12 protein-coding genes and 1 tRNA gene are annotated in these 16,007 nt (G+C 72.3%); 4 read left to right on the top strand and 9 right to left on the bottom strand.

What is annotated here, in order from left to right:
* Window position 1 precedes the first annotated feature (1 nt).
* Entirely contained in the window at window positions 2-2,827 is a 2,826-nt protein-coding gene (locus WME95_RS23785) for a hypothetical protein (RefSeq protein WP_437910719.1), read from the top strand.
* A 329-nt stretch (window positions 2,828-3,156) separates the two neighbouring features.
* Window positions 3,157-5,502 carry a PEGA domain-containing protein gene (locus WME95_RS23780; RefSeq protein WP_437910718.1) on the top strand — a complete coding sequence of 782 codons (2,346 nt, stop codon included), beginning with the start codon at window positions 3,157-3,159 and terminating at the stop codon, window positions 5,500-5,502.
* Window positions 5,503-5,691: 189 nt separating this feature from the next.
* Here WME95_RS23780 and WME95_RS23775 read toward each other — a convergent pair whose 3' ends face one another.
* The 9 genes from WME95_RS23775 to WME95_RS23735 form a co-directional block, all read right to left on the bottom strand.
* A complete protein-coding gene (locus WME95_RS23775; protein WP_437910717.1) occupies window positions 5,692-6,681 on the bottom strand; it encodes a hypothetical protein in 990 nt (329 codons plus the stop codon).
* Window positions 6,678-7,175, bottom strand: coding sequence for a hypothetical protein (locus tag WME95_RS23770; protein ID WP_272093088.1), 498 nt, complete (start codon window positions 7,173-7,175; stop codon window positions 6,678-6,680). Before WME95_RS23770 ends, WME95_RS23775 begins: the two co-directional genes overlap by 4 nt.
* Window positions 7,176-7,234: 59 nt before the next feature.
* Window positions 7,235-7,846 carry a type IV pilin protein gene (locus WME95_RS23765; RefSeq protein ID WP_437910716.1) on the bottom strand — a complete coding sequence of 204 codons (612 nt, stop codon included), beginning with the start codon at window positions 7,844-7,846 and terminating at the stop codon, window positions 7,235-7,237.
* 76 nt (window positions 7,847-7,922) lie between these two features.
* A complete protein-coding gene (locus WME95_RS23760) occupies window positions 7,923-8,525 on the bottom strand; it encodes a type IV pilin protein (RefSeq protein WP_437554981.1) in 603 nt (200 codons plus the stop codon).
* A 149-nt stretch (window positions 8,526-8,674) separates the two neighbouring features.
* Window positions 8,675-9,331, bottom strand: coding sequence for a type IV pilin protein (locus tag WME95_RS23755; RefSeq protein ID WP_437910715.1), 657 nt, complete (start codon window positions 9,329-9,331; stop codon window positions 8,675-8,677).
* 85 nt (window positions 9,332-9,416) lie between these two features.
* A complete protein-coding gene (locus WME95_RS23750; protein ID WP_437555478.1) occupies window positions 9,417-10,898 on the bottom strand; it encodes a sigma-54-dependent transcriptional regulator in 1,482 nt (493 codons plus the stop codon).
* 142 nt (window positions 10,899-11,040) lie between these two features.
* The gene (locus WME95_RS23745; RefSeq protein WP_437911014.1) at window positions 11,041-11,433 is read right to left on the bottom strand and encodes a hypothetical protein; all 393 of its coding nucleotides are present in this window, start codon (window positions 11,431-11,433) and stop codon (window positions 11,041-11,043) included.
* 109 nt (window positions 11,434-11,542) lie between these two features.
* Window positions 11,543-13,009, bottom strand: a complete 1,467-nt coding sequence (rimO, locus tag WME95_RS23740) for a 30S ribosomal protein S12 methylthiotransferase RimO (protein ID WP_437910714.1) — start codon at window positions 13,007-13,009, stop codon at window positions 11,543-11,545.
* Complete coding sequence (locus WME95_RS23735) at window positions 13,006-14,337, bottom strand: dihydroorotase (RefSeq protein ID WP_437910713.1); 1,332 nt, start codon at window positions 14,335-14,337, stop codon at window positions 13,006-13,008. Before WME95_RS23735 ends, rimO begins: the two co-directional genes overlap by 4 nt.
* Before the next feature lie 162 nt (window positions 14,338-14,499).
* On the opposite strand from WME95_RS23735, the gene WME95_RS23730 reads away from it, so the two are divergent.
* Window positions 14,500-14,586: transfer RNA gene (locus WME95_RS23730), tRNA-Leu, on the top strand.
* 200 nt (window positions 14,587-14,786) lie between these two features.
* Window positions 14,787-15,965 (top strand): hypothetical protein, encoded by a 1,179-nt coding sequence (locus tag WME95_RS23725; RefSeq protein ID WP_437554977.1) that lies wholly within the window; start codon window positions 14,787-14,789, stop codon window positions 15,963-15,965.
* Window positions 15,966-16,007: the final 42 nt, after the last annotated feature.

Here is a 16,007-nt window from a genome sequence, read left to right as displayed (position 1 = left end):
AATGCAGTCCCCGAAAACGCCCTCCCTGCGCCGCGAGCGCATCGGCATCCTCGTCCTCTGCGCGTCCGCGGCCGTGGCGATGTCGCCCGCCGTCGGCGTAGGCGCTCGCGACCGCTCGACCGCGCTCGCCGCGGAGCTCGGAGAGCGGGGCATCGCCGCGGCGGCCGGCGACGTGCTGTGGGTGGATCCGCCGCGCGGGGGCCTCCGCCCGTTCGGCGTCGACTCGCGCGCGGTCGCGCGCGGCGTGCGCGCCGGCGGCGAGCGCGGGGAGCCCACCGACCTGTACCTCGTCGACGCGAGGCTCTCGCCGGAGGGCGTCCTGCTCGACGTCTCGGCGATCCACAACCTCACCGAGACGAGCGGCGCGGACGAGTCGAAGCCCGTGCTCCGCGGCGAGGCCCTCGCCTACGTCTCGCGCCCGCTGATCGAGGCCGCGTCGCCCACGGTGCACGTGCTCGATCTGGACGGGCTGGACGGGCAAGAGCTCTCGGGCGGCGCGGACTGGTCCCTCGTCGAGCGGCTCCAGCACGCCGTCACGAGCTGGCAGGCGACAGGCCGGCTGCGCGGGATCGGCCGGCGGACCTTCGCGATCGACCTCGCCCGGAGCGAGGAGAACGGCGCCGAGGAGCCGCACCCCGAGGAGCAGGGCGCCGAAGAGCCGCGCGCCGAGGAGCCGCGGAGCCGCCGCGGCCCGGACGCGGGCGACGTCGCCGTCGCGCTGGAGGACGACAGCGCGGTCGTCGTCCGCGCGGGCGGCCGCGAGGCCCGCCTGCCGGTGCGCGGCGTGGACGACGCGGCGCTGCCCGCGTGGATTCGCGCCGAGGCGTCCGAGGTCGCGCGGCCAGGGAACCTCGTCACCTGGGCGGTCGACCGGGTGCGCCTCGTGATCGGCGACGCCGCGATGCAGACGGTCAAGGCCGTGGCGTTCACGGCGCTGGATTTCGTCCTCCGCAACAAGGAGGCGGTGACGGGCGACACCGGCGCGGAGGACATCGCCTCGGACCTCGGCAAGAGCGCGCTCGATCCGCCCGTCCGCCAGACCCCGATCGATCCCGAGATCGGCTGGCCGCCGGCGCCGCTCGATCCCTGGGTGACGCCGCCGCTGCCGGGCGAGGGGCAGTGGAACCCTCAGGGGGGCGACGCCTTCGTGCGCCAGCTCGACGGGCTCCCGCCGGCGTTCATGACCACGTTCCTCCGGACGGATCGCTCGCGCAAGGCGACGCGCGTCTACATTGCGCTCTGGGACCCGCGCCAGGTGGAGCTCCACATGATGGCGGGCACGGTGGAGCCCAAGGGCGCGACGGGCGAGGCCGGGCCGGGGCTCATCCCGCGCACGCCCGAGGTCATGAAGCGCGTGGTCGCCGCGTCGAACGCCGGCTTCCAGGCGATGCACGGCGAGTTCGGCATGATGGCCGACGGGGTGATGTACCTGCCGCCGAAGCCCTACGCCGCGACGGTGGCCGTCCGGCGCGACGGCAGCACCGTCTTCGGGAGCTGGTCGGAGGACGAGACCGTCCCCGAATGGATGCTGTCGTTCCGCCAGAACATGACGGTCATGGTCGAGGACGAGAAATGGAATCCCTTCGGCCGGACGTGGTGGGGAGGCACGCCGCCCGGGTGGGCCGACAAGACGCACACGGTCAGGACCGGCATCTGCCTGACCCGGGAGCGCTTCGTCGCCTATTTCTATGGCGCCGACGTGAGCCCCGAGGCCCTGGCCCAGGCGATGATCCAGGCCCGGTGCTCCTACGGGATCGCGCTCGACATGAACGCGGGCCACAGCGGGCTCGAGTTCTATCGTGTGGCGCCGAGCGGCGAGCTGCCGCCGCTCGGGCGCCCGCTCCAGGGGGAATGGGAGACCGAGGGCGACGTCTCGGGGCTCTCGGGTTACCGGTTCCGCGGCCGCAGGCTCATCCGTGGCATGGGCCTGATGAACTTCCCCCGCTATATCCGGCGGGAGGCGCGCGACTTTTTCTACATGACGCTGCGGCACCTGTTGCCGGGGCCGGCCTTGGCGCCCCGCGCGGCGCCGGCCGAGGCGGGGGAGGGCGCCTGGCGCACCCAGGGGCTCCCGCAGCACGGCTTCCCCTACGCGCTCGCGATCACCGAGATCCGCCCCGATCCCGCGCGGCCCGATGTCCGGCTGCGGGTGCTCAAGGTGGACCCGCGGACCGTCACGGCCGCGCCGCTGGGCGAGCCCGGGGCGTCCCCGCCGGCCGGGGCGGGAGCGACCGTGGCGGTCTTCAGCGACGGCGCCGCGACGCCCGGCGCGGGGCAGGGCGAGGGGTCGAGCATCTGGCACTCGGCCGGGTCCTTCTCCGCCTCGCCGGCCTCCCCGGTGCGCGGCGCGGTCCGGATCGCGACGGGGGCGCTCGGCAGCGCGAGGGCCGTGGCCGCGCTGGGCGTCAACGACGAGGATGGGATGCTGATCTACGTCGAACGGGCCGCGGCCGGGCCGTCCAGCGCCCCGGACGCCGCGCTGGCGCCGGACGCGTCGGCGCCGCCTCCGGCGCTCGTCGACCCGCACCCGCGCGACGCCAAGCTGCTCCAGGATTTCCTGTCGGGGCTCGGCTGCTCCTCGCGGATCTACCTCTCTCGGCCGCTCTCGGTGGCCCTCGGCGGCGATACCGATCTCTCCGGCGCCGCCGTCCATCCGCCGTCAGGCCCGCGCGCCGTCCGGCTCACGCGCGCCGAGGCGCCTGGCGCTGGCCGGATGTTCGAATCCACACCGATCGTTCCGCACAGCGTCTGGTACCCGCTGCAGCAGAAGCGCGTTCGGTACTTCAAAAAGCCGAAGAAAGAGGAAACGGCAGGCGGCGATCACTGAGCGTCACGGCGCCTTGGCCCTTCCCTGACGTGCAGTAGGCGCTTGTGCGCTGGCGGCCCGACGGACTAATACACGTCGGCCGGTGCATCGATTGCGATCCTTCGGAGCTTGCGACATCTCGGCGCGGATCTGCGTGGGCTCGCCGGGCGGGGGCGCGCGCGCGATGTGCGGGTGGTGGAACGCGCGCAGCGTCGCATTGCGGAGCGCGGCGGACGTCGCGCGCGCAGCGGACGTCGCGCGCGTCGCGCGTCGCATCGCCGGCGGTGGAGCGCTGGATCCGCGCGAGATCGCGGCGCGCGCGGCGCCTCGCTGCCGCCGAGATCCTCCCGATGGCGCTCGCGAAGTCACCGGACCAGCGGTACGCTGCAGCGGATCAGGGGATTCTAGCGCGCTCCGAGCTCGCCCGCGACGAGCGCTTGTACATCGAGCTCACGCTCGTCGCGCGGACCATGCGCGATCGTTTCCGTTTCCGGGACGCCGCGGCGAACGGCGCCGCATATCCTGAGGAGTTCTCGACCATGGCGGACAACAAGGGCGGCAGCGATCTGGACGTATTCGAGGGGCTCGCGAAGAAGAAGTCGCCCGCCACGAGCACCGCCCTCGTACCTCCCTCGCCGCCTGCGCGGTCGCGCACCCTCGTCGGCGCGGCGGTGCCGCCGCCGCCGAACCACGCGGCGACGCTCCCCAGCGGCGTGCCGTCTCCGCTTCCGCCGCCCGTGACGCAGAAGGGGGCCGGCCCGTCGTCGCTCCCGCCGCCCGTGCTGTCGAAGGGGACGAGCCCGGGGTCGCTTCCGCCGCCGGTGCCGCCGAAGGGGACCGGTCCGGTGTCGCTCCCACCGCCGTCGCTTCCGCCGCCGTCGCTCCCGCCGCCGTCGCTCCCGCCGCCGGCCGTGACGCAGAAGGGGACCGGTCCGGCGTCGCTTCCGCCGCCCCTGTTGGCGAAGGGGACGAGCCCGGGGTCGCTTCCGCCGCCGATGCCTCCTTCGGTCAAGACGGGCTCCCTGCCGCCCGTGGTGCCGCCTCGGTCGCGCCAGCCGTCCCTGCCCGCGATCAGCGCCCCGGCCCTGCCGTCGAAGAGCCCGCTGCCGCCGCCGCCGGTCAGCGGGGCCTCGGGCTCGCTGCCTCCGGTGGTCCCTCCGCCGGTGCGCCTGCCGTCGGTGAAGCCGCCGCCGAAGGCGGGCGACGACGCGAAGCCTCGCTCGGCCAAGGGCACCGCGGTCGACATGAACTGGGACGACGACGAGGAGTCGACCCACGTCTACGACAAGCAGGGGAACGACTACAATCCTGGGCGCTCGAGCGCGCTGCCGGCGGCGGGCTCGCCGTCGATCCCGAAGGCGGCCGCGGCGCTGGTCGCGAGCTCTGGCGGCGCGGCGTCGGCCTCGCGGGTGCGCACCCCTGTCCCGGCGCCGCCGCCGATCCCGAGCGCCCCGCCCGCGCCGGCGATGCCGCCGGACCTCGGGCTCCGCGCGCTGTCGCGCAAGGACGAGCCGACGGAGATCCGCCCGCGCCACGTGGTGCAGCAGGGCGCCGGCAAGGCGGGCGTGCTCCTCGGCGGGCTCGCGCTGGTCGCCGTGCTCATCCTGGCGGTGGTCATGCTGGTCCCGAAGAAGGGCGCGCTGACGATCGACCTGAAGACCCCGAGCGGCGGCGCCGTCGACCGGGCCGAGATCTTCCTCGACGGCCAGAAGCGCTGCGACACCGTGCCTTGCGTCGTGCGCGATCTCGAGCCCGGCTCGAAGGTGGTCAAGATCCTCGCCCCCGACTTCCCGCCGCGCGACGCCGTCGAGATCGTCGAGGGCGGCAAGGACAAGGTCGTCGTGATCACGCTCGACGCGGCCGGCGCCGAGCGGTCTTCCACCAGCGCGTCGACCACGACCGGCGTGAAGGCGTCGGGCGCGCCCGGCGTGAAGGTCTTCATCGACGGCGAGGAGAAGGGCGTGCTCCCCGTCGAGGTCAGCGTGCCGCCGGGGGAGCACAAGCTCCGCTTCGACGGCGGCGAGCGCTTCGAGCCCCTGGAGCAGACGGTGGAGGTCGGTCAGGGCCAGATGAAGGACCTCGGCGCGGTCGCGCTCAAGGTGCTGAAGGGGCAGGTGACGCTGGAGCTCGCCACGTCGGGCGCCTCGGTCAAGCTGGTGAGCGCCAAGGGCACGGAGAAGAAGCTGCCCGATTCGGCCTGGAAGAAGCCGCCGGTCAAGGTGGATGTCACCGCGTCCGAGCGCTGGAAGATCGTGGCGACGAAGAGGGGGCACCAGGACTTCTCTCAGGCGATCTCGTTCGAGGACGGGCAGGCCGAGAAGACGATCCGGATCGCGCTCGAGGAGGCGCGCAGGTCCGAGCCGGCCGCCGCCGCGCCAGCGCCTGCGCCCGCGCCTGCTCCGGAGCCGGCCGCACCGAGGTCGGAGCCCGTGGCCGCCGCGCCGAAGGCGGAAGCGCCGGCGGAAGCGCCGGAGCCTGCGGCTGCTGCCGGCGGTGCGACGCTGAACATCAACTCGATCCCGGTCTCGAAGGTGGTCCTCGACGGGCGGCCGCTGGGGAGCACGCCCAAGGTGGGCGTCAGCGTCCCTGCGGGGTCGCACACGGTGATGTTCATCCATCCGGATCTCGGGAAGAAGTCGGTCACCGTCACGGTGAAGGCAGGCGAGACCAAGACCGCGGCCGTCAAGTTCGAATGAACACCTAAGCCGCCAGGGACGCCTGAGGGCCCGCCAGGGACGCCTGGAGAGCGGCCAGGGACGCCTGGACGAGCTGCCAGCGAGTCCAGGCGCTGCCGGACGCTGGCCGTGCTGGCTCCGGCGGTTCACTCGGCTCGCTCCGGGGACGTGCCGGCGTCCGGCGCGCGCCGCTTCAGGGCCCGAGGCAGCTCACTGCTCGCCCTCGACCCGCTCCGCCCAGGCCCGCCAGGTGGTCGCGCAGCGCGGCTCGTCCGCGTGCGCGCCGCCGGCGCAGTACGCCGGGTCGCGCGGGGGGCCCAGCACGAGGATCGCGGTGTTGCTGACGAACGGCAGATCGCGCCGCCAGAGCTCGCGGAACCCGTCGAGGCGCCGGCGGTACTTCTCTGCGTCGCGCGCGTCGAGGAGCTTGTCGAGCTGCGCGCGGATCTTCTGCTTGAGCTCCTCGTCGTCGGTGACGGCGAGCGTGCGCTGGAGGAACCGGATCTGCGCCTCTCGCTCGCCGGCGCGCCCCAGGATGCCCGCGCCGCCGAGCGCCTGCCAGCTGATGTTCGCGTCCCCGCCGCCGAGCTCCGCGGCGCGCGCGAGCATCCTGGCCCCATCGAGGCGCCACTGCGCCTTCTCCTCGGGATCGGTCAGGTACGTGGCCGGCGCGATGAAGGCGACGAACTGGCCGAGCGCGAGCCAGATCTCGCCGTCGAGAGGGCGGTTCTGGACCCCGCGCTCCATGATCTCGCGCGCCTTGATGACCTCGTGGCGCGGCGTCGCGCTCATCTGGAACGTGATGAGCGCGTCCGCGAACAGGTAGGGGTCGCGGAAGGTCGGGTCGAGCGCGTTGATGGCGTCGAGCAGCAGGGTGAGGTTCTCGAACCGGCGGCGCTCCATGGTGTGCATGCCCTGCGAGACGAGCACGTGCGACCAGAGCAGATCGGCCAGCGCGGCGCGGTAGCCGAGCGACAGGGTGACCACCTCGTCCGGGGGCGGCAGGACGTACACGTCGGAGGTCTCGGCGACCCGCCGCTCCAGGTCCGCGGCCGGCGCGCGCACGCTCCCGATGGCGACGGCGGCGGCGGCCGAGAGCGCGACCGTGACCAGCGCGTCGCGCGCGCCAGCGAGGCGGGCGAGGCGCGAGGGGGCCGCCGGAAGGGCCCCTGGCCCGGGCGCCGGAGGGTCGCCCATCATTCCACCTCGCGGTCCACGAACATGCCCGGCAGCACGCGGGCCGGCTCCCCGGGGATCCGCTCGCCGCGCACCTCGAACGTGGACAGCACGCCGTCGCCGTCGAGGTCGCCGTGCGCGGTCGCGGTGAAGCGCATGGCCTTCGACGCGTCGAGCTCGCTCGTGAACTGGAAGGAGAACGCGTGGGGCCCCTCGAAGCGGAAGTCGAGCGACCGCCACGTGAGGTGCTCCCACGACTCCGGCGGATCGACCGCGCGCACGCCGCGCGGCACCTGGGCCGGGGTCAGCGGGGCGGACGGGGGGAAGCTGATCTCCTGCGGCCGCGACTCGGCGTAGGCGACCGCGCTCGTCACCAGCCGGTCGAGCCCCTCGATGGGCTCGCTCAGCTTGGACGCGCTGAGGTTTCGGAAGAACGCGGGGACGGCGACGGCGAGGACGCTGCCGCCGACCGCGAAGGCCGCGCTGAGCTCCAGCGCGCTCCAGGAGCGCCAGGTCATGGGCTCTCTCTACCTCACCCCTCCACGATCGAACAAGCGCGAGGGAGGCACGGTTCGCGTCAGTCGGAGTCGATGTTCGTGTAGATCGCGGTGCTGGTCACGATCTCGCCGTCGTGCACCTCGCCGGTGCGGGCGATCGTGTACGTCTGCCCGTCGCCCCTCAGGTCGCCGACCGCGCCCACCTCGAACCCCTCCCCGCTGGGGAGGGGGGCGCCAGGCAGGCCCTGGCTGACGTAGCTCCCGCCGACCTGGTACGAGTACTGGAAGTAGATGGGCTGGCTGATCGAGAAGCCGAGGCACTGCCACCCTGCGAGCGTCGAGCCCGAGTTGAAGTCGAGGCCGGGCGCGCTGCTCGGCTGGTACTTCTTCCCCTCGACGGAGGAGAAGGCGAGCGGGACCGGCGTCGCCGAGGTGCAGAGGAGGTGGGTGTTCGCCGCGAGGAGGCCCGCGCCGGACAGGATCTCCGAGATGTCGCGCTCGCGCTCGTACTGGGTGATCGCGGTGCGGGTGATGGCGCCGACGGTCTGCTTCGCTTCAGCCGTCTTCGCCGTGACGAGGTAGTTGCGTACGCCGACGATCGCCAGCACGGCGAGCACGCCGGCGATCGCGATCACGATCATGACCTCGATGAGGGTGAAGCCTCGTCCACGGACCGATGTCGTGCTCGACATAACACGCCCCTTCCGCTCGCAGACGACGCCGGTGAACCAGGGCTGCCCGGCTCACGCGAGCCGGACAGCGAGGGGCTCACTCGAACTCTTGGGTGATGTAGACCTGCGTGGCCAGCGCCAGCTCTCCGCTGTTGATGGTGCCGCCGCGCGAGAAGCCGCTGAACGTGCCGTCGCCGTCGATATCGCCCACGGCGCTCGCATCGAAGCCGGTGGCACCGACTCCGGGTGAGCCCGGGACGTCGGCATCGTTCTCGCCGCGGTGATAGTCGTACTGATAGTAGATCGGCTGCGACATCGTGAACTTGAGGCACTGCCAACCCGCGGTCGGCGTGCCGCTGTCGGCGCCGGCGGCGAAGTCAGCCGTCGGATTCGGCTGGTACTTCCTGCCCGGAGGAACCGTCGCCGGAATCTGTACCGCGTCATCGCAGAGGTCGTGGCTCGCGGCCGCCGACGTACCGGAGAGCAGGATCTGCGAGGCGGCGTTCTCCCGCTCGTACGCGGCGGCGGCCGCGCGGGAGATCGCGCCCACGGTGTTCTTGGCCTCGGAGGTCTTCGCGCTCGCGAGGTACCGGCGCACGCCGTAGATCGCCAGCGCGGCGAGGACGCCGATGATGGCGACGACGATCATCAGCTCGACGAGCGTGAAGCCTCTCCTGTCGTATCGCTTGATTGCACGCATGAGTGTCGATCCTCCGTGATGCTTTCTTTAATTGGATGCTTTGCCGAGACTGACCATGATGTCGCCTGATGCGAGCTCGGCGGGCCCGCAGCGCGAAAATCTCTCCCACGGACAGGCGCTCTCGGCGCCGCGCCGGGGCGAACACTCCTCTACTCCGCGTCGTTCTCCCAGTAGATTTCGGCCATCGTGGATGCCGTCAGGAGCAATGCCAGCGTTCCATCCGCGTCCCTGTCGCCAGCCGCCTGGACGACATACCAGGGCCCGTTGGGCAGATAACTCGGATTCACCAGCGGGTTCCCGGGGATTCCCGCCCAGCTGAAGCCCCCGCTCGGCGTCACCGTGAAGGCGTTGCCGACGCCGGCCTTCGTCGCATACCCGAAGCGGACCGCGCCGTCCGTCGAGACGTTGAGCAGACGCCAGTTGGCCTGGCCGTCACCCGCGCCGCCCCAGGCGCGCTTCCGATCGCCGAGAGTCCCTGCAGGATACCATGATTCGAGCGTGGTCGAGACGTCGAGGTACACGAGCATCTCGGCCTTGTAGGACTCCTGCGCACCGCGGATGCCTTGAATGACCGCCTTCGGCTCAGCGATGCCCGCCGCGTTCATGTACCTGCGGTATCCGACCATGGCGAGCGCCGCGAGGACACCCACCATCGCGACGACGACGAGGAGCTCGACGAGCGTGAACGCTCGGCTCGCTGCGCTTCGCTGTCGCCGCCTGCTCCGCATGCGCCCTGACGCTTCAGCAGGTGACGTGCCAAGGAGCGCGCGGCGCGGCGTCGTCTTCGAGTTGCGCGAGAAGCTCATGAGTTGCCTCGGTTTTCCTTGAGGTGAGGAGGGCAGGGTGCCGGAGGTGTGGGGTTGTGTTCTTTTGCGGCGGTGACGAAAACCGTCACTGCAGGGCGCCCGGCGGTGACGATTCTCGTCGGGATCCTCCCTCCGGGTCGTCATCGCCCTCCCCATCGGCGGCAAGGGCGTGCTTGGCGAGGCGGTAGCGCAGCGACCGGAACGAGACGCCGAGCAGCTTCGCGGCCGCCTTGCGGACGCCGCCGGTGCGCTCGAGCGCCTGCAGGATGAGCCGGCGCTCGACCTCGCCGATCACCTCGTCGAGCGCGCACCCCTCGGGCGGGAGCTGCGCGAGCAGCGGCGCCGGGCTCGCGCTGAGGCCGGCGACGGCGCTCGGGAGGTCGCCGAGGCCGATCGTGGGCCCTCCGGCGAGCGCCACCGCGCGCTCCATCATGTTCTCGAGCTCGCGCACGTTGCCGGGGAAGCTGTAGGCGTCGAGCGCGCGCACCGCGTCCGTCGTCAGGCCGCGGACGTCCTTGCCGAGCTCGGCGGCGAAGCGGCGGAGGAAGCGCTCGGCGAGCCGCGAGATGTCCCCGGGGCGCTCGCGCAGCGGCGGCAGCTCGATGCGGATGACGTTCAGCCGATAATAGAGATCCTGCCGGAACCGGCCCTGGCGGACCTCGGCCTCCACGTCGCGGTTGGTCGCGGCCAGGACCCGGACGTCCACCGAGATCTCCGCGGCGGCGCCGACCGGGCGGACCTTCCGCTCCTGGAGCACGCGGAGGAGCTTCACCTGAAGTGCGGCCGGCAGCTCCCCGATCTCGTCGAGGAGCAGCGTCCCGCCGTCCGCCTCCCGGAACAGGCCCATCGAGCGCGCGCCGGCGCCCGTGAACGAGCCCTTCTCGTGGCCGAACAGCTCGCTCTCCATGAGCGCCTCCGGGAGCGCCCCGCAGTTGACGACCATGAACGGCCTGGCCGCGCGATCGCTCTGATCGTGGATCGCGCGGGCGACCCGCTCCTTGCCGGTCCCGCTCTCGCCCGTGAGCAGCACGGTGGTGCGCGTCGGCGCGATCTTGGCGATCAGCTCGGAGATCCGCTGCATCGCGGCGCTCGTGCCGAGCGGCTCGCGCGACGGGAGATCGAGCCGCTCGAGCTGCGCGCGCAGGCGCTGGTTCTCCGCGACGATCGAGCTCTTCTCGAGCGCCTTCGCGGCGAGCGCGGTGAGCTCCGCCGGCGAGAACGGCTTGGTCACGAAGTCGTACGCGCCGTGGCGCATCGCGTCGAGCGCGCTCTCCACCGTGGAGTGCGCGGTCATCACGATCACCTCGGTCGCGTTGCTCCGCGCCTTCGCGGCCGTGAGCACCTCGATCCCCGAGCCGTCGGGCATCACGAGGTCGGTGAGGACGAGCGGGAACGGCTGCGGGTTCTGGCGGATGGCCTCGATGGCGGCGCGCGCTCCGGGCGCGACAACGACCTCGTAGCCCTGGCGGTGGAATGCAATGTGGAGCACCTGGCGGAGGCCCGGCTCGTCATCGACGACCAGCACCCGGGTGGCGTTCTGCGGGATGCTCGGCGGGATCGACGCCATCACGCCAACACCCTATCACGATGCTCCGCTCACGCGTCGAGAGCGGCCATCGGGCGCGGCGCGCCGCGTCGTCACGTCACCGCGTCGTCACGTTGTCGTGTCGTCCCTATCCCACTTGGGCGCATGGAGCTTCGTCGCGCGCTCAGGGGCAGACGTCGTGCACGACGCCGAGCGGTGTGCGCTCCTCGACGACAAACGATTGCGCCTCGCTCTCCTCACCTCCGTTGCCCTCCAGCTCCTGCCATACGAGCAGGGTGTCGCAGACCTGGGCCTCGATCTCGAGGAAGTAACGGCCGTTCCCGTCGGTGTCGTCCTCGATCACGCCCCGCTGCGTCCGCTCGTTGAAGAGGCTGACGCGCGCGCCAGGGCTGCAGTTGCCCGAGATCTGCCACACCCCCTCGCGATCTGCGGCGGGCCGCATCGTGTCGGCTGGCTCGGGCGGGGGGAGCGGCAGCGTCGGGCTCAGGCACGCCGCACCGGCGAGCAGCGAGATCGCGAGGGCTACGGCGAGGTGAAGCGCAGCGCGGCGGAGCATCGGCACGGCTCGGCGTCATAGCACACCGTGTGCCGCGCCCCCTCCGCCGCGGAGCGCCCTGATGCAGCGGGATTTTCAGCGATCGCGCCGCGACCCGATCGCCGGACCGTCAATTCTGTTGGCGCTCGCGTCCATCGGTTTGCAGCACGCGCAGGGCGACGCGCCGCTTCGCCGTGACGGCGCCGAGATCCGCGGCCGGGGGGAGCCCGGCGCCGCGCCCGCTCTCCTCGTCGTCGAGCAGCTCGCCGACGAGATCGTAGTCGCTCGCCTGCGTGATCCGGACGCGGCACATCTCGCCCGGGCGGACCTCGCCGCCGGAGAGGTAGACCTGTCCGTCGATCTCGGGCGCCTGACCGGCGTGGCGGCCCATGAGCACGTACTCGTGCTCGTCGCTCGTCCCCTCGACGAGCACCTCGAGCTCGCGGCCGATCATGGCGGCGCTCTTCTTGTGCGCGATGCGGCGCTGCAGCGTCATGAGGCGGCGGTAGCGGCTCGCGGCCGTGCGCGCGGGGACCTTGCCCTCGAGCTCGTAGCTGCGGCTCGCCTCCTCGTCGGAGTAGCGGAACACGCCGACGCGCTCGAACTCGGCCCAGCGCACGAAGTCGCAGAGCTCCTCGAACTCGGCGTCGGTCTCGCCGGGGTGGCCGACGATGAACGCGGTGCGGAACGTGAGGTCGGGGACGCGCTCGCGCAGCGTGGAGACGACCCGGCGGAGGCGATCGCCGCCGTGGCCGCGCCGCATCCGCCGCAGCATCGCGTCGGCGGCGTGCTGGAGCGGCATGTCGACGTAGGGCACGACCCGCGGGTGGCCGGCGAGCAGCTCGACGAGGTCGTCGGTCATCGTCTCGGGGTACAGGTAGAACAGCCGCACCCAGCGCACGCCGGGCACGTCGGCGACCCGCTCGACGAGCTGCGCGAGCGTCGCGCGCGCGCCGTCCTCGGCGCGGCCCGCCGCGTCGCGGCCGTAGGCGATCGTGTCCTGCGAGATGAGGTTGATCTCGCGGACGCCCGCCGCCGCGAGCTGCTCCACCTCGCGCACCACGTCCGGGATGGGCCTGGAGCGCTGCGCGCCGCGCAGGTCCGGGATCACGCAGAACGAGCAGGTGCGGTTGCAGCCCTCGGCGATCTTGACGTAAGCGCTGCCGCCGGGGGTCGAGAGGGTGCGCGGATCACCGGCCTGGATCAGCCACTCCGCCGGGTTGCCGACGAGCATCCGCTCCGCGTCGCCCGCGAGCACCCGGCCGAGCTTGAGCATGTCGCTCGACCCGAGGAAGTGATCGACCTCGGGCATCTCGCTGGCGAGCTCCTCGGGGTGGCGCTGCGACAGGCAGCCGGCCACGACCAGGCGCTTGCAGCTGCCGTGCTCCTTGTGCTGCGCCATCTCGAAGATGGCGTCGATCGACTCCTTCTTCGCCTCGCCGATGAAGCCGCAGGTGTTGACGACGATCACCTCGGCCTCGGAGGCGTCGTCGACGTGCGCGTAGCCGGCCGCGCGGGCGACGCCGAGCATCACCTCGGAGTCGACGCGGTTCTTGGGGCACCCGAGGCTGACGAAATGGACCTTGCGCGAGCTCATGTCGCCGCTCCCTCGCCGTCGACGAAGACGACCCGCCCCGAGGCGAGCGTCATCTTGACGCGGCCCGTGAGCTGCCGGCCGAGGAACGGCGTGTTCTTGCTCTTCGAGCGGAGGCGCGCCGGGTCGAGCACGAAGCTCAGGTTCGGATCGACGAGGCAGAGCTCGGCGCGGGCGCCGGCCTTGATCGTGGGCGTCTCGAGCCGCGCGATGCGGGCGGGGGCGCGGGTGAGGGCGTCGACGAGCCGCCCGAGGGGGAGGGCGCCCTGCCGGACGAGGTCGAGCAGGACCGGGACGACGAGCTCGAGGCCGATGAGGCCGGGCGACGCCTCGGCGAACTCGCAGTCCTTCTCGAGCGTCGAGTGGGGCGCGTGGTCGGTCGCGACCGCGTCGATGGTGCCGTCCGCGAGCGCCTCGCGGAGCGCGTCGACGTCCGCCTGCTCGCGCAGGGGCGGGTTGACCTTGCACGCCGTGTCGTAGCCGAGCACGGCGGCGTCGGTGAGCGTCAGGTGGTGCGGCGTCACCTCGGCGGTCACGGCGATGCCGCGGGCCTTCGCCTCGCGGAGGATGCGGACCGCCCCGAGCGACGAGATGTGCGCGACGTGGTAGCGCGCGCCGGTGGCCTCGGCGAGCAGCACGTCGCGCGCGACGATGATGTCCTCGGCCACGCGCGGCCAGCCCCGGAGGCCGAGCCGCGTCGAGATCGCCCCCTCGTGCATCTGCGCCCCGTCGGTGAGCGCGTGGTCCTCGGCGTGCTGGATGATCGTGAGATCGAAGGTCTTCGCGTACTCGAGCGCGCGGCGCATGACGGAGCTCGACGTCACGCAGCGGCCGTCGTCGGAGACCGCCACGGCGCCGGCGTCCTTGAGATCGGCCATCTCGGTGAGCTCCGTGCCCTTCTGGCCCATCGTGATCGCGCCGATGGGGTGGAGCGCGGGCCCCCCGATCGCGCGGGCTCGCGCGATCATGGCCTCGGTGATGGAGCGGGTGTCGTTGACCGGCCGCGTGTTGGGCATCGCGCACACGTGAGCGAAGCCGCCGGCCGCCGCGGCCGCCAGCCCGGAGGCGATGTCTTCCTTGTACTCCTGCCCGGGCTCGCGCAGGTGGGCGTGGAGATCGACGAACGCGGGGAGGAGCAGGAGCCCATCGCCCTGGATGATCTCGGCCCGGTCGGCGCGGCGCAGCTCGTCGGTCGCTGCGCCGCGTCCGGCCCGGGTGATGACGCCGTCTTCCACGACGACGTCGATCACGTCGTCGAGCTGTTGTGCCGGGTCGACGGCGCGCACGCCGACGAAGAGAAGGAGGGGAGGAGGTGAGCCGATGGCCGCCATGGGAGCGCGCTCCCCTAGCACAGGCGCTCCTCGCCGTGCACCGGTGCGGCGTCGGCGGGGGAACCCAACCGGACGGAACCGCAGGGAGAAGAAAAACGCTCGGGGCGTGATACAGCGCTTGACGGAACGCGAGGGGGTGAGGTAGTGATGCCGTCCCCGCTCGCGAAGCTGGCGGAATTGGCAGACGCGCTGGATTCAGGTTCCAGTGGGGTAACTCCCGTGGAGGTTCAAGTCCTCTGCTTCGCACCAAGCGCTCTTCTTATCCTGCTTCCCTAGCCACGACTCTTGCCAAGGTCGTGGCTCTGTCCCTGCTCGCCGTCTCCAGCAGTTCCTGTGATCGCCGCTCCTCCCCCTCGGCGGGAGGAGCCGCGAGTGCAGCCCCTGGTCCGAGCGCCTCGGGGGCGGTCCTCGCTGCCGCCGCTGCGTCGAGCGCCCCGACCGAGCCCGCCGTGGCCACTGCGCCGGCCGAGCCTGAGCTGCCGCGCGGGACCGGCGTCCAGGAGTTCGTGCCCGTCGGCTCCCTGGAAGGGTGCAAGGCGAAGTCGGGTGATATCGCGACCTACATCCTGCGCGAGGGGATGGGGATCGCCGGGCGCGCCGACGGCTCGTTCGGGGCCGTGTGGCTCGTGGACCTCAAGGGAGGGGACGCGCAGATCGCGTTCGCTGGCTTCGATAGCGAGGCCCGGCAGGTCGCTCGCGCGAGGGCGATCTCGAGCACGCGAGACGCAGGGCTCCGGATCTTCTCCTCGGGAGACCAATGGGTGGTCACCTGGTTCGACGCGGAGGGGCTGGCGTACGCGCGGCCCCGCTGGGAGACGAACCCGCCGGTCGAGATCCAGCGTGTCGGCGCGATCGGGAGGGAGGTCAGCGACCATGTGGCCCTCGCGCCCGCTCCAGGTGGCGCCCTGGTCGCAGCGGCGCCCTTCGGACCGGACCGCCAGCGCCTCGGGGTGTTCCAGTTCGCGCCGGTGGATCCTGCGCAGCCGCAGCTCAAGGCGGTCGGGGTCACGCGAAGCGCCAAGAAGCCGCGCTGGCCGACGGTCGCTGCCGACGCGTCCGGTGGCTACCTCGTCGCCTGGCAGGACGAGGAGGACGGGAGCATCCGGGCCTCGCGGTTCGACGCCGCGGGCAGGGAAGGGAATGCTCACGTCGTTGCGCAGCGACAGGGCGGCGACCGACCGGCTGGCGCCGCTCAGGAGACACCGGACAGGGATCAGCGGCTCGGCCTTGTGGCCACGGGCAGCGCCGGCGCGCTGCTGGTCTGGAGCGAGGGAGCCACCTTGATCGCCCGCGCGCTGGACGCCGAGGCGCGGCCGCGCGGGGCGCCCTGGGTCGTTGGCAAGGGCAAGTGGCGCGCGCTCGCGCCGAGCGGCGACGGGGCCCTCGTGGCGTGGGTCGGCCACGACGGCAAGGTGGAGGGGCAAGCCCTCCTCGCGAAGCTGGCCGCCGACGGAGCGCCCTCTGCTCGAGGGATCCGGGTGTCGGATGGGGTGTTTCCCGTAAAGGATTCTCCCAGCGTGGCGCTCGCCGGTGAGCGGGTGGGCGTCGCATGGACGGAGCCCATGAGCACCGGTGTGAGCACGAAGCGCGCAGTCTTGCGTGTGCTCGATCGCACCTGCATCCCCTGAGCGCTCACGCGACGAGAGGGCCCGTGCGGCGGGCGTAGCGCG

Origin of the sequence: Sorangium sp. So ce327 (genome assembly GCF_051530205.1) — a bacterium.
GTDB lineage: Bacteria > Myxococcota_A > Polyangia > Polyangiales > Polyangiaceae > Sorangium > Sorangium cellulosum_B.
Note: the sequence above shows the minus strand (reverse complement) of the source record. Positions and strands in the feature narration are given on the sequence as shown.